This is a genomic window from Streptomyces durmitorensis (genome assembly GCF_023498005.1).
Taxonomy (GTDB): domain Bacteria; phylum Actinomycetota; class Actinomycetes; order Streptomycetales; family Streptomycetaceae; genus Streptomyces; species Streptomyces durmitorensis.
Window position 1 is genome coordinate 2,089,279 of record NZ_CP097289.1, and the last position, 13,355, is coordinate 2,102,633.

At 68.8% G+C, this 13,355-nt stretch carries 16 protein-coding genes; 9 read left to right on the plus strand and 7 right to left on the minus strand.

Annotated features, from left to right (window positions below; all coding sequences use genetic code 11):
* The first annotated feature begins 55 nt into the window (after nucleotides 1-55).
* Complete coding sequence (locus M4V62_RS09535; protein ID WP_486388573.1) at nucleotides 56-1,024, plus strand: formylglycine-generating enzyme family protein; 969 nt, start codon at nucleotides 56-58, stop codon at nucleotides 1,022-1,024.
* On the opposite strand, the gene M4V62_RS09540 is transcribed toward M4V62_RS09535, so the two are convergent.
* A complete protein-coding gene (locus M4V62_RS09540; protein ID WP_249586809.1) occupies nucleotides 999-3,305 on the minus strand; it encodes a glycoside hydrolase family 3 C-terminal domain-containing protein in 2,307 nt (768 codons plus the stop codon). The genes M4V62_RS09535 and M4V62_RS09540 overlap by 26 nt on opposite strands.
* 64 nt (nucleotides 3,306-3,369) lie before the next feature.
* The gene (locus tag M4V62_RS09545; protein ID WP_249586810.1) at nucleotides 3,370-4,659 is read right to left on the minus strand and encodes an MFS transporter; all 1,290 of its coding nucleotides are present in this window, start codon (nucleotides 4,657-4,659) and stop codon (nucleotides 3,370-3,372) included.
* A 112-nt stretch (nucleotides 4,660-4,771) separates the two neighbouring features.
* Here M4V62_RS09545 and M4V62_RS09550 point away from each other — a divergent pair, with 112 nt between their 5' ends.
* Nucleotides 4,772-5,389: a TetR/AcrR family transcriptional regulator gene (locus tag M4V62_RS09550; RefSeq protein ID WP_249586811.1), complete on the plus strand. Its 618-nt coding sequence runs from the start codon at nucleotides 4,772-4,774 to the stop codon at nucleotides 5,387-5,389.
* Between the two features lie 4 nt (nucleotides 5,390-5,393).
* On the opposite strand, the gene M4V62_RS09555 is transcribed toward M4V62_RS09550, so the two are convergent.
* A complete protein-coding gene (locus M4V62_RS09555; protein WP_249586812.1) occupies nucleotides 5,394-5,930 on the minus strand; it encodes a TetR/AcrR family transcriptional regulator in 537 nt (178 codons plus the stop codon).
* Between the two features lie 13 nt (nucleotides 5,931-5,943).
* On the opposite strand from M4V62_RS09555, the gene M4V62_RS09560 reads away from it, so the two are divergent.
* The 3 genes from M4V62_RS09560 (at nucleotide 5,944) to M4V62_RS09570 (ending at nucleotide 7,870) form a co-directional block, all read left to right on the plus strand.
* A complete protein-coding gene (locus tag M4V62_RS09560) occupies nucleotides 5,944-6,228 on the plus strand; it encodes a cupin domain-containing protein (protein WP_249586813.1) in 285 nt (94 codons plus the stop codon).
* Nucleotides 6,229-6,784: 556 nt separating this feature from the next.
* Nucleotides 6,785-7,144, plus strand: a complete 360-nt coding sequence (locus M4V62_RS09565; RefSeq protein ID WP_249586814.1) for an ANTAR domain-containing protein — start codon at nucleotides 6,785-6,787, stop codon at nucleotides 7,142-7,144.
* Nucleotides 7,145-7,300: 156 nt separating this feature from the next.
* Complete coding sequence (locus M4V62_RS09570; RefSeq protein WP_249586815.1) at nucleotides 7,301-7,870, plus strand: hypothetical protein; 570 nt, start codon at nucleotides 7,301-7,303, stop codon at nucleotides 7,868-7,870.
* 544 nt (nucleotides 7,871-8,414) lie between these two features.
* On the opposite strand, the gene M4V62_RS09575 is transcribed toward M4V62_RS09570, so the two are convergent.
* The 3 genes from M4V62_RS09575 to M4V62_RS09590 all read right to left on the minus strand — a co-directional run bounded on the left by M4V62_RS09575 (nucleotide 8,415) and on the right by M4V62_RS09590 (nucleotide 10,232).
* Entirely contained in the window at nucleotides 8,415-8,744 is a 330-nt protein-coding gene (locus tag M4V62_RS09575; protein ID WP_249586816.1) for an STAS domain-containing protein, read from the minus strand.
* A gap of 131 nt (nucleotides 8,745-8,875) precedes the next feature.
* On the minus strand, nucleotides 8,876-9,715 hold the full coding sequence (locus M4V62_RS09580) for a DUF1206 domain-containing protein (protein WP_425575045.1): 840 nt from the start codon (nucleotides 9,713-9,715) through the stop codon (nucleotides 8,876-8,878).
* Between the two features lie 247 nt (nucleotides 9,716-9,962).
* Nucleotides 9,963-10,232, minus strand: a complete 270-nt coding sequence (locus M4V62_RS09590) for a hypothetical protein (RefSeq protein WP_249586818.1) — start codon at nucleotides 10,230-10,232, stop codon at nucleotides 9,963-9,965.
* 378 nt (nucleotides 10,233-10,610) lie between these two features.
* Here M4V62_RS09590 and M4V62_RS09595 point away from each other — a divergent pair, with 378 nt between their 5' ends.
* The 4 genes from M4V62_RS09595 to M4V62_RS09610 all read left to right on the plus strand — a co-directional run bounded on the left by M4V62_RS09595 (nucleotide 10,611) and on the right by M4V62_RS09610 (nucleotide 12,516).
* Nucleotides 10,611-10,790 (plus strand): hypothetical protein, encoded by a 180-nt coding sequence (locus M4V62_RS09595; RefSeq protein WP_249586819.1) that lies wholly within the window; start codon nucleotides 10,611-10,613, stop codon nucleotides 10,788-10,790.
* A 143-nt stretch (nucleotides 10,791-10,933) separates the two neighbouring features.
* On the plus strand, nucleotides 10,934-11,125 hold the full coding sequence (locus tag M4V62_RS09600; protein ID WP_249586820.1) for a hydrophobic protein: 192 nt from the start codon (nucleotides 10,934-10,936) through the stop codon (nucleotides 11,123-11,125).
* Nucleotides 11,126-11,473: 348 nt separating this feature from the next.
* A complete protein-coding gene (locus M4V62_RS09605; protein ID WP_249586821.1) occupies nucleotides 11,474-12,100 on the plus strand; it encodes a hypothetical protein in 627 nt (208 codons plus the stop codon).
* Nucleotides 12,097-12,516: a hypothetical protein gene (locus tag M4V62_RS09610; protein ID WP_249586822.1), complete on the plus strand. Its 420-nt coding sequence runs from the start codon at nucleotides 12,097-12,099 to the stop codon at nucleotides 12,514-12,516. Before M4V62_RS09605 ends, M4V62_RS09610 begins: the two co-directional genes overlap by 4 nt.
* A 59-nt stretch (nucleotides 12,517-12,575) precedes the next feature.
* On the opposite strand, the gene M4V62_RS09615 is transcribed toward M4V62_RS09610, so the two are convergent.
* Nucleotides 12,576-13,001, minus strand: a complete 426-nt coding sequence (locus tag M4V62_RS09615; protein ID WP_249586823.1) for an RICIN domain-containing protein — start codon at nucleotides 12,999-13,001, stop codon at nucleotides 12,576-12,578.
* Nucleotides 13,002-13,355: the final 354 nt, after the last annotated feature.

The following is a 13,355-nucleotide window of genomic DNA, read 5'->3' on the forward strand; positions in this document are numbered from 1 at the left end:
TGTGCGATCTTGCTATGTGCAGTCTCACCTAGGTGAGAATTCATATACTCGCGTCATGGAGACGTCAATGGGATGTTGCGTACCGGAAACCCGAATCTGCTCCACCGGCCCGCTGCCCACGCCGGCCCGCGTGCCGCCCGCGCACCCCCAAGTCAGGCTCCCCGGCGGCGAGTTCTTGATGGGTGACTCCTTCGGCGAGGGCTATCCGACAGACGGTGAACAGCCGGTGCACGCCGTACGCGTCACCCCGTTCGCCATCGACGTCACGACGGTGACCGTGGCGATGTTCCGGGCCTTCGTCGACGACACCGCGTACCTGACCGCCGCCGAACGGGAGGGCAGTTCCGCCGTGTTCCACCTGGCCGTCGCCGCCGAGCGGGCCGACATCATCGGGAACAGCCCGGCCGCCCCCTGGTGGCTGGACGTACGGGGAGCCGACTGGCGCCACCCCCTTGGCCCGCTGTCCACCGCGGAACCGGACCACCCAGCGGTGCACGTGGCCTGGGACGACGCCATGGCGTACTGCGCGTGGGCGGGGCGCCGCCTGCCGACCGAGGCCGAGTGGGAGTACGCGGCCCGCGGCGGACTCGCAGGCCGCCGCTTCGCATGGGGAGACGAACTCACCCCCGACGGGCGGTGGTTGTGCAACATCTGGCAGGGCGCGTTCCCGTACGCCAACACCGGTGCGGACGGCTGGCTGGCGACCGCACCGGTCCGCACGTACCCGCCCAACGGCCACGGCCTGTACGAAGTCGCCGGGAACGTCTGGGAGTGGTGCGCGGACTGGTTCGCCACCGACTACTACGCCCACTCCCCCGCCGCCGACCCCAAGGGGCCGCGGAGCGGCGAGCGCCGTGTCATGCGCGGCGGCTCCTACCTGTGCCATCACACCTACTGCCACCGCTACCGCGTGGCCGCCCGCTCGGCCAACACGCCCGCCTCCAGCAGCGGAAACTGCGGGTTCCGGACGGTCGCCGCGCGAGGGGTCACCCCGGGGGTCAGGAGGACTCCTTGCTCCCGGTGACCGCGGCTGACCGCACCGTCTCGACCAGTTCCTGTACGTCGTCGAAGCTCAGGGGGACGATCGGGAGCCCCGCGAGCTGGCTGAGGCGCATGTTGGCCACCATCCGGTGGCGGGGGCTTCCCTCCTTGGGGTAGGTGTCGCCCATGGACTGCCGGACGCGGCACAGCAGTGCCTCGATGGCCGGGCCGCCCGCGGGGTGGGCGAGCCATACTTCGACGGTCGAGTCGGCGTCCGGCTGCTCGGCGTAGGCGTCGCCTGTGACCGGGACCGTCGCGCTCAGCCGGATGTCGCGGCTGGAGGCCCCGACGTCGATGCGGTGGTCGGCGTTTTCGACGAGCCAGGTGTCGGCTGCGGTGTCGAAATAGGCGAGGTCGGCGCGGGCGACGCGGACGGTGACGTTCTGGGTCTCGCCAGGCGTGAGCCACACGGTGGCGAAACCCTTCAACTCCCTCACTGGGCGTCGGACCCGCTCCCCCGGCGCGGCCACGTACACCTGGACGACCTCGTGCCCGGTCCGCTCCCCCGTGTTGGTGACCGCCACCGTGACGTCGAGCCCGCCTGCGTCCGAGGTGACCCGCAGGTCCGCGTAGTCGAAGGTGGTGTACGAGAGGCCGTGCCCGAAGGGGAAGGAGACCGCCATGTCGCGAGCGTCGTAGTGGCGATAGCCGACGAACAGGCCCTCGCGGTACGCGACATGACCGTTCTCGCCAGGCCAGGCCAGGTAGGCCGGGGTGTCGGCGAGCCGCTGCGGGATCGTCTCCGCGAGACGCCCCGACGGGTTCGCCCGACCGAACAGCAGATCCGCGGTGGCCGATCCTCCGGCCTGACCGAGCAGCCAGCCCTCCAGAACAGCCGGTACGTCGTCGATCCACCCGGCCAGGCGGACCACGCCGCCGTTGGCGAGGACCACGACGATGTTCGGGTTCACCGCACTGACGGCGGCGAGCAACCGGGTTTGCTCTTCCGGGAGTTCGATGTGCTCGCGGTCATAGCCCTCGGACTCCAGGCTCGGCGGAAGACCGAGGAAGAGCACGGCCACGTCCGCGCTCTCGGCCGCGCGGACGGCCTCCTCGTGCAGCGCGGCCGCGTCGGCGTCCGGAGCATCGACGGGGAAGCCGGGAGCAAAGGAGATGTGCGCCGCGGGCGCGGCCTCACGGACCGAGGTCAATGCGTCGTCGAGCCGGGTCGGGGTCACGCGCGAGCTGCCCTCACCCTGATAGCGCGGTGTGCGTGCGAACTCACCGATGACCGCGATGCGTTGTGGCGCGGCGGGGTCCAGGGGGAGCAGCGCGCCATCGTTCTTGAGCAGGACCGCCCCGCGCGTGGCGACCTCGCGGGCCAGATCGTGGTGGGCGGCCGGGTCGAAGCAGGCGTCGGGGCGCGCGTGCGCGGCCGCCTTGCGGGCAACTGCCACGATCCGGGCGGCGCTGCGGTCCAGTGCTTCCTCGGAGAGTTCACCGGATTCCACGGCCGCGACGGCGCGGGCGGGGCCGGCGCCGGACGAGGACGGCATCTCCAGGTCGAGCCCGGCGGCGAGGGCCCGCGCCCGGTCGACGACGGCTCCCCAGTCGGAGACGACCACGCCGTCGAATCCCCATTCATCCCGCAGGACGTCCGTCAGCAGCCACGGATTCTGTGACGCGTGCACGCCGTTGACCCGGTTGTACGCGCACATGACGGTCCAGGGCCGGGCTTCGGTCACCACGCGGCGGAAGGCCGGGAGATAGATCTCGCGCAGGGCCCGTACGTCGATGTCCGCGCTGACCGACATGCGGCCGGTCTCCTGGTTGTTCGCGGCGAAATGCTTGACCGAGGCCCCGACACCATGCGCCTGCAGTCCGTTGACCCACGCCGCTCCCAACACGCCACTGAGCAATGGGTCTTCGGAGAAGTACTCGAAATTGCGCCCGCACAGCGGGCTGCGCTTGATGTTGACGCCCGGTCCGAGCAGCACGTGCACGCCGTGTGCGAGGCACTCGCGGGCCAGTGCGCCGCCGACCCGCCCCGCGAGGTCGGTGTCCCAGGTGCAGGCCAGGGTGACGGCCGGCGGGAAGCAGGTGGCCGGGGCGCTGGCGTTGATGCCCAGGTGGTCGGCCTGGGTGTCGTTCTGCAGCCGCAGTCCGTGGGGGCCGTCCGAGAGGCGGAACGCCGGGATCCCCGCGTCGGGGAGTGCGGTGGTGTGCCACCAGCCTGCGCCGGTGGTCAGGGCGGCCTTCTCGGCGAGGCTCAGCCGGGCGACCGTCTCGCCGGGCGTCTGCGCCGGCTGATTCGGGTTGTTCATGCTTTCTCCTTGGAGCGTGGTGCGGGTTGATGCGCGGTGCGGAGGTTGCCGTGGTCGGCTGCGGTCATCGGACGCTCTTCACGCGCAAGACCGCCACAGCACCGAGCAGCGCGAAGGCCATGGCCAGGGGGAAGAGCGTCCGGTACCCGCCGAGCCACAGGACGACTGCTCCGGCAATGGCGGGGGCAAGGACCTGCGGCAGGGTGGCCGCGACGTTCACGACGCCGAGGTCGCGAGCGAAGGACCGCTCGGACGGCAGCACTTGAGAGATGAGCGCGGTGTCCACGCCCTGGAAGCAGCCGAAGCCGATGCCCACCAGGAAGGCCATTGCGGTCATTCCGGTCATGGTGGGGACGGCGAAGGGGATGAGCATGGCGCATCCGATGAGGGAAGCCGAAGCCACCACGAACACCTTGCGCCGGCCGAGCCGGTCCGAGAGGGGTCCGCTGATGACAGCGGCCGGAAGCAGCCCCGCCACGGCGCTCAGCGCGAGAGCGGGGACGTGGTCGATGGCCTCGTCGTGCAGGCCGATGTAGTCCTGGAGGATGTAGAGCTTGTAGCCGATGACCAGGAAGTACGACAGGTTGGTGCACAGCCTGCCGATGAACACCCAGAAGAAGTCGGGGTGCCCCCGCGGGTTCGGCAACAGCCCGCCCAGGAACTCACGCACCCGGAAGGGCTCTTGGGGCTCGCTCTGGCTCGGGCGGTCCGGGTTGAGGGTCACGAGGACGACCGCCAGGGTCGTCGCGAGCGCGGCGAGCACTCCGTACGCCGTGGTGATCCGGTCGTCGAGGGCGGCGGCGAAGACCTGGCCGAGCAGCGAGCCGCACATGGCTCCGAGGCCGAAGACGGTGGAGAACAGGCCCCGCTTCTGTGGCGGCACCCGGTCGGGCATGACGGCCGAGAGCGGGCCCATCGCGAAGTTGTAGCCGATCTGTACCAGGCACCAGAGGGCCAGCGTCGCCGGTATGGAGTGTGTGAACGCCATGCCGATCAGGGCCAGGCCGCCGGTGGCCGTGCCGGCCACGATCCAGGGCCCGCGTCTCCCGAAGCGGCTGCGGGTCCGGTCCGAGAGGGCTCCCGCGACGGGCTGGGCGACCATCGCGGCGAGCGCGCCCACCGTGGTGACGATCGCGAGCGTGCCGACCTTCGCTTCCTCGCCGACCGTGCGCTGGATCTGGAGGGCGAGGAGGGTGCCGGGGACGGCTCCCCACACGAGGGCGATGCCGAGGTTGGCGGGGCCGATGCATGCCATGAGGCGCCGCAGCGCCCGACCGTCGACCAGCGGGGCCGCTCCCGCCGGATCGGCGGGCAGCACGGAGGGAGCACGGAGCTCCCTAGGGGGTCTCGCCATCGGGACCTTCTTTCGGTGGGCCGCACCTGCGACTGGCGAGAAACAGTACGGCGTACTGTTTTTGCGGGCAAGGCTTTGCGCAGGTGAAATGTCGGCGGAATAGGGTGGTCGCGTGAAATCCAGAAGCTCCTACCCCAAGGGGGTCGCCAAGCGCGAGGAGATCCTCAAGGTCACCCTTGAGATCTTCGGCCGCGAGGGCGAGCGGAACACCACGCTGCGGACGGTCGCCAAGGAGAGCGGCATCAGCCTGACCGGGCTCATGCACTACTTCGCGTCCAAGGACCACCTGCTGACCGAGGTCCTGCGCGCCAGCGACCGAGCGGCCGAGGCCCGTTTCCACGGCCCGGACGCCGTGCGTGATCCCGGCGAGTTCCTGGCCCGGGCCTTGACGGCGAACGCCGCCAACTCCGCCCGCGTACGCCTCTACATCACCCTCGCCGCGGCCTCCACCAACCCGGCGCACCCGGCGCACGCATACTTCAAGGAACGCTTCGCCCTGCTTCGAGCGACCATCGCCGAGCATCTCGCGGCCGAGCAGCGGGCGGGCCGGGGGGACCCCGACCTTGACCCGGACTTCACCGCCTCCGCCCTCGTCGCGGCGTCCGACGGCATCCAACTCCAGTGGCTGAGCGACCCCGACATCGACATGGCAGACCAGGTCCGCCGCGTCTGGTGCATGCTCGTGGCGGCGCCCGGCCCACCGGGCCCCGCCGCATCACGCGATACGTAGCGCCTTAGGCGTGGCCCGCCACGTCGTGACCCATGACCGCGCAGGCATAGGCGTGCAGGACGGTGATCACTTCGGCGCGGGCGCGGCGGCCCGCGAGGACTTCCATCTGGTAGCCGTCCTCCATGGCGACGAAGCTGGCGGCGAGCAGGCGCGGCGGATCCTGCAACGCGAAGTGCCCCTGAGCCTGGCCCAGCACCAGGATCCCTGAGTAGACAGCGATCTGACGTTCCGTCAGAGCACTGTCGAGGGCCGCAGCCTTGGCGTCGCGCAGGCAGCGCGGCCAGTACTCGAAGAGCAGCCGCGTCAGCGCGTCGTCGGGCCCACTGGCGACCCCCTTGTCGATACAGGCTCCGAGTTGATCGCGGGCGTCGGCGAAGTGGTGCGCGGCCTCTTCGCGTTGCCGGCTGTAGCGCTCGATGGCCTGCTGATAGGTCACGTGAACCAGCGCGTCCAGGTCGCCGTAGTAGAGCACCGCGGCGGGCGTGACCCCCGCCTCCTCCGCGACATCGCGCAGCCGCAGACCCTCGAGCCCACGTGCCACCAGAGCGCGCTCCATGCCGACCACCGCCCGCGCCACTTTGCAGAACGAAGACGAGCGGGTTCGGGTCATCCGCTGGGACTTCGAACCCCAGGAGAGCACCGGCCATCACCTGCACGAGCACGACTATGTCGTCGTACCCGTCACCGACGGGCAAACCGACGTCATCACTCCCGACGGCACCGTCACCACCTCGCAACTGCGGGCCGGCCGCTCCTACGCGCGCCCCGCCGGCGGCGAACACGAAGTCGTCAACACCGGCACTGCCCCGCTGACCTTCATCGAGATCGAACTGAAGTGACGGCACCTGAAGTCAACGAAATCCGCTGAACGAACGGCGGCCCCGCGCGGTTACAGTACGGCGATGACCAGCGCATACCGCCCGGCCCGCGCCTCGGCGCACGACGGACGACTGCCTCCTGGTCTACGACAAGGTCCCGTCCCAAGCCCCCGGCCCGGTGGTCCCGCACTGGCCGGCAAGATGTCGACCCGCAGCTCTGGGGCGACTGGGGATCGGCCGACCTCAACTCGGCGACGGGCACAGTCGTGTCGTTGCTACACACGCGCACTTCACGTCGACGGCATCAAGCTCTCACCCCTGGACGCTGAACGAGAGCGCGCGCTGCGCGTACGGAACCGACAGGCATACGTTGGCTGACGCTCAGCTCGCTCTGTCTACGGCCCTGGCGTGGCCCAGTCACACCCACTTCGATCCTCATTGGAGGCACTGAGGGTTCGTTCGGTGGTTCCCTGGTCGGGATCTCTGCCCGAAGGTAGCCGCTGTGTGACGACAGGACTACGGTGGGAGGACTGGCCCCAGCCCCCGGCTCCGCGAAAATGACCGAGCAAGGTGTGTCATGCAGCGCACATTGAGGACGTACGAGGAGCGCTGGTCTCGAAAAGAGTCGCTCGTCTGGCATGAGAGCAATCCTTCCGGCGAGGTCGAGACTCTTCGCTCGGAGAACGTGGAACTGCGCCGACGGCTGCGCAGGCGTGCGGTCACCATTCGGGCTCAGGGCGTGGTCATGGCCCTCGTGCCCTGTTCCAGCGCACACGCCAAGGACTTTCTCGCTGATCTGGCCGATCACTGCGGCCTCACGGTGCGCGACGTCGCCCGGGCCCTCGTCGGCGCCTTGGAGGGCCGTCCACTCACGGCGAAGATGCAGCGCGAGCTCGGCAGCGCGGTGGTGCGCCTCAAGGACGGCGCTCCGGCCTGAGCGGGTCAGCCGCTCCTCCTTCCGGCCGCGCGCTCCTGCCCCCCGGCCGAAGATGCACGACACGGACCAGACACCACGCCCCTGCGCCGGACGGACGCCGCCGCGCAGAGGCCGCACCCGCCGTTGGAGCAGGGACTTGAACCACAGGAGGTTCGCATGCCTGAGGACCATGCCCGTAAGCCGAAGATCGACCAGGCGTTCCGCGTTTCGGACGGTCAACCGGTGGAGTTCGAGGGTAAGACAGTGCACCTTGCCTTCGGTATTTCCATGAAGTGGGCGACGTCCAGGCTGGCGATCGCCTTCACCTCTTCCGTAAGCAAACCGCCCCAGGGCGTGTGTCTGGAACTGTCGGAAGGCGATCTGCTCGTCAACGGCTCCCGGTCGCCGGGCGTCTGCCTGTGGGCCGACTCGGCGCCGCCGGTGGTATACCTGGAGCCGCTGATCAAGCCCACCGCCACGTCGACGCTGCAGGTCTGGAACTGCTGGCGAGGCGGGGACGGGGAACCCCAGATGTGGAGGGGCAACGCCGGCCTGCTCGTCGACCTCAACCCCGGCGCCTCCTACCGCTTCAGCTGCAGCGACGGCACGGGACATGCCGACTTCACCGATCTCATCTTCGGCCTGGAGATCCAGGAGAAGACCAGCGACCCGTGGCTGGAGCCGCTGCCGCCCCAGACATTCACCCTGAGTACGGACTCCACCCACCCCCGCAGCGCCAACGCGTGACGACCGCCAGCGCCCGGCACATCTACCAACCGCAAACCCCACTCACCCCTTGACCAAAGTCATAGGGCCCCCGTGGACCTGATCCAGGGGGATCCCCAGACCCACCGGATCGGCTCGCCCTGAGCAACTTCTCCGGATTCGGCAGGCAGAACACCTCGTTCGCGTTGCAGCACGACCGGGCCTGATGCTCTGCGGGAGCAACAGCTCCCATCGTGTCAACTGACCATTCGCCACCCTGCCCCGCGGCGCCTTCGCCCGACTCACGTCACTCTGCTGTGCAGCACAGGGTGGACGGCTGCTTCCGTATCCGCGGACTAGTCCTCATCAGCGGTCGTGTGGCACAGCTTCTCGACTGCCCCGTTCTCGTCGCTGGCACCGAACATCCAGCGGTTCACGGACGAAGGGGTCGTTCATGGCCCTTCCTATGCCTTGCAGCCGCAGACAGGATTCAGCTTCCGCCGTGGTCCGATAGCAGGTGCGCGCCCGCTGGCAGGCACAGCCCCTCTGCTCCCCTGCGGGCACAGGCGGGTGACAGCCTCACCCGCTATTGCATCGACCTGCGCGGCTCGGAGTTCACCGGCGGCGCGCTCGACAACAAATAGCCCGTCCGGTGGCTTCTCGCGCCAGACCTCGCCTGAGCGGCTCTCCCCTGGTACGCATCGCGCCATGTGACCCCGGTGAACTCGAGCAGTAGATGCCGTCGGCCTGCCTCGAACTCGCGGATGATGGTGTCACTGAGCTTGCCGATGTTGATGACGTCCAGCTCGCCGGTGAGTGCGAGCGTGAGAAACGGTGGGTTGCAGGGCAGGGCCTCGCGGATGGCCCGTCGATCCTTCGCACGCCATGCCGACCGCTGGCGGGGCCCGGAGTTCACTGGCGGCACACCTTCAACGCCAAAGTCACCCGCCCCGCAGACCCTCGCGATCGACCTCGCCCGACGCGGTGACGGTGCTCTCTCGTCGGACTACGGTCAACAACACCATCGTTGTGGGTGCCAGCCAGCGTTCACAGTCGGCGCCAGCGTGCGGAGGCGAAGGAGAAGACGCCGAAGAGGATCAGCCCGATGGCGACGGCGACCAGCAGCCACGGCCCCATGGGGGTGTCGGTGAAGCTGCGGAGTGTGCCGTCCACGCCTTTGGCTTCGTCCGCGTCGAATTGGATGGCCGCTGTCAGGACGAAGATCCCGGCCGCGGCGAACACCATTCCGCGTGCCACGCCACCGCTGACGCCGAGGCCGGTGACGATCTGTTTCGTGCGGGGGCTCATGGCAGCGGTGTCCAGCTGGCGCAGGAACTTGCGCATGGCCGCCCGGAGCGCGAGCACCGTGCCGATCCCGATCAGGAGGCATCCTCCGGCGGCCACGAGGATTTGCCCGTAGGGCAGTTTCAGTACGGATGCCGTCCAGTCCTTGGACTGCGCGTTGCCGCTGGATCCCTGGCCGCCGCCGGCGGCGTAGGTGGCGGTGGCCCAGCAGATGAAGCCGTAGAACAGCGCCCGGCCGCCATCGAGCAGTCGGGAGGGAGTCTTGCGGTCGGGGCCACGGGTCAGCACCGCACGGGAGGAACGCCACAGGGCCATGCAGCCAAATCCCACGACCAGCACCCACAACATGATCTTCCCGAAGGGCTGTTCCGCGATCTTCGCCAGCGCACCCTGCCGGTCCGCCGACTTCCCGCCGCTGCCGAGCGCCATCTGGATGGCCAGGGCGCCGATGAGGACGTACACGACTCCCCGCGCGGAAAAGCCCGCCCGCCCCGCGGCGGACAGCGTCTGGTTCTCCGCCGAGCGCCGGATCGCGGCACCGCCGGTCCGCTTCTGACCGGATACTTGGGACGACGTCACAATGTCTCTCCTTGCAGCATGGCCGACGGTGAGCATCTCGGCCCGCCGAGTGGCCCCTTGGTGTGATCAGCGGCAGGCGAGTTGTCGCTCGCCGTGGGTGCCCGGCTCATGGGTCAGGTCGTAGTGCTGGAAGACCGCCGCCTCCTGGTCGGCCGAGAGCACGTCGTCCTCTCGTTTTCCTGGGCCCGGACTGGCTGGCCATGAAACCTGCCTCACCCTGAGACGCTCGGGTATCGGAGGCCGGTAACCGTCACCGGTGATGTTGTTGGTCCCGGCGGTCCTGGCTGTTCCAGCGCCCCTGGCGCTGGCGTCGGTAGCGGCGATCCCAGCGGTCTTGACGATCCCTGCGGTCCCGATAGTCGCGGTACTCGAAATTCCCGCTCTGATCCCGGCCGCCCCTGCCACCCCGGCCGTAGTGGAAAGCACCGAAGATCAGCACGGCTGCGGCCACCCACCACATGGCATGCAGGAATCCGAGGCCGAGCAGAGCCACGACAAGGATGACGAACAAGACGATCACGGCGCGCCTCCCGGGGCGGAACAGATCATCGCGCCGGGGACTGGGGCCTCACTTCGCAGCCTAGCCCTGTCAAGAGGTCGCGGATACGTTTCGACGCCAGCGCATTTCGCCTTACGCACATGGCTACTTGACAGCTTGTCAGGAAATGAGGCGGCGATTAACGTCTGCGGTGCCGCCCCGGCCCCCGGCAGCGTCGACTGGTTGCCGCGCCCCTCACAGGCGCCACTCGCGCACCGCAGACGGCCCGCCGCATCACGCACGTTGCCGCCTTCGCCCTTGCCTCCCCCACAGCGACCACGGCAACGGCTCGATGCGCTCCACGCGGGCATCCCCGCCCCTGCCCGCCTCACCGCACATGCCCCCAAGCAGGCGGTATTCATGTACGCGCTGGTCGCTCTCGTCCCCTTCATCCTGCTCGCCACCGTGATGAGCCTGTCCTGGTGGGAGGACCGCATCCTCCCGGCGCAGGCCGACCCGACCGACGCTTCCCGCGCGGCTCCGGCAACCCCAGTGGGCCCGCATCTCACACCTGACCCCACGCCGCTCAACGGCCGTTGACAGGCGTCAGGAGCAGGCGTTGACTGGCGGCACGGCGTAGGACCGTGCCACTCCGGACCCATCGGGTGCGGCATTCCACCTTCCCGCTTCGCCCGGACCCCGCGGATGTCAAGAACCTCTCCGCGTGCTCTGGAGGCCCGGCGATGCTGTTCTGGATTCTCCTCCTTCTGCTGATCCTGGTGATCTTCGGGTTCGGCTTCACCATGCAGGTCCTCTGGTACGTCGCAGCGGTACTGCTCGCCGTCTGGCTCATCGGATTCGTCATGCGCGGCCGCAGCGGTGGCAGTCGGAACCGCGGCGGTGGCCGCGGCCGGTTCAGCCGCAGCCACGGATAGCCCGGCACCCACCCCTCAACCAAGGTCGGAGAGAGGACAACTGTGAGTACTGAACGCAGGTTTGGGAACAAAGTGCAGGCGCTCAAGGGCCGGATCACTCAGCGCATCGGTCGAGGCACCCGCAACAGGCGACTTGAGCGCGAAGGCAGGACCGACCGGATGTCCGGAAACCTGAAGCAGGCCGGCGACAAGGCAAGGAACGCCTTCCGACGCTGACCCCCAAACCGCCCCGGGTGGCACTCACGCCACGTGGGCGCCACCCGGCCGGCATCAACAGAGAACAACTCAATAGAGGTTGATGGAAATGAAGCAGAGCACCGAACAGAGCATGAGGCGGAGAAGGCAGCCATGTTCATCATCGTGATCATCGCCGTGGCCGTCATCGCGGCGACCGCCCTCTTCTTCATCAAACGCACGCGGACTCCCGGCGGCGGCAAGCACGGACTGCAGAGCCGCTTCGGACCCGAGTATCAGCGCGCGATCACTGACCACGACGGTGACGTCAAAGCAGCCGAACGGGAACTCGGCGAACGCGTGAAGCGGCACGGATCGCTCCAGGAGCAGCCGCTGTCACCCGAGGAGCGCGAGTACTACGTGGCCCAATGGGCCGACGTTCAGGAACAGTTCGTCACATCGCCGCAGAAGGCAGTCGCTGAGGCCGACACGCTGTTGGCGCGGCTGGCCGGCGACCGGGGATACCCCGTCGGGGAGCAGTTCGAGGAGCGGATCGCCGCCCTCTCCGTCCACCATGCCCCCTACGTGCAGGGCTATCGCAGCATGCACACCGCGGCTCACGGTCAGAGCGGGACCGAGGAGATGCGAGAGGCCATGGTCGAGGCCCGCGGCCTCTTCGATGCACTGGCCACCGCACCACCCGCCCACAACGACCGGCACCATACGCAGTCCGCCGAAGACCACGGCCACCCGTCGTGGACACCCAGGAGGCGGCACGCCAAGGGAAGCGGCACATCATGAGGTACGACCAAGAACGCGCCCAGGAGCCTGTGACCACGAGCGCGGAATCCGCGAAGCAGCGCGCCCCACAGACACCTGGGGCCGAACCGGCCCGCGCACCGCACCAGTCCGGCATCAGCGCCGTCAATTCTGGTCAGACCCCGACGGAGATGCTGATCACGCAGGGCGACCGGGACAAGATGACCATGCGCCTTCAGCAGGCCCTGAGCACTTTCGTCGAGAACCCGCACCAGGCGGTCCAAGAGGCTGACAGCGTCTTCGAGGAAGCCGCCACCCACCTGACCGATGTCCTCACCGAACGACGCCACACCCTGCGCGCAAGCTGGCAGGGCCCGGGCACCGAAACACAGACCGAGGAACTACGCCTCGCACTGCGCCAGTACCAAGAGACCACCGAGCGGCTGCTGCGCATCTGATCCAGGACGGGGCCAGTGGCAATCCTTTTCCTGCAGGCCCGGCGCGGGCTGCGCGTGTGTCACGGCCCTTCGTCCACCGGCCGCACGGTCCAGCAGGTACCGCAGGAGGTACCTGCCTGACCGGCGGCCGCGATGAGGAACTGCGGAGGGTTCGTCAACGGATCCTCCGCCTCGATCCAAAGATCGTGGCCCGCCAGCTGCAGTGCGACACCATCGCCGTTCGGCACAGCGGTCCAGGTCGTATGCCCCATACCGCTCGACAGCGTCGTCACGACTGCGCCGAACTCTGCGGCCGGCACCCCCAACAGCCTGCCGGTCGCCGCGTTTTTCAACTGGACTCCGGCCCCCAGGACATCCACGCTCCACCGCTCACGTGGTCCGCGGGCAGGCACGAGCAGCGCGGCAACACCGCCACCGACATCGACGGTCCCCAGCACCAAGCCCGCATCCGACTCCAGCGTCACGGTGCCAACCAGCACGACCATCGAACCCCCTGCCTCCACCAAACCTGCGCCCGACCGCTGGCAGCCTCACACGGCCACGCCCGCGCCACAACTACACCGGAGCGGGTAACTCGACTCACCCTGGCGGGATGGGTGCTATGCGGTCTTCGAGGTTGCACAGTCAATGCGGGGCGTCGGCACGGGTGCGGTACTTCCGCGCTACGGCCTCGATCACTGTGCGGTGGCTGTGCCACCGGCCGCCCCGTGCAGGCTGGCGTGGGAGCAGGCCCTTGATCCGCTTCCACGCTGTGTCGGTCACTGCGCACGCGTGATCAGAGCTGCGTGGGGCACTCGTGTGTCGGCGTAGCCACCGGAATCGCCTGTGGTTCGCCGCTC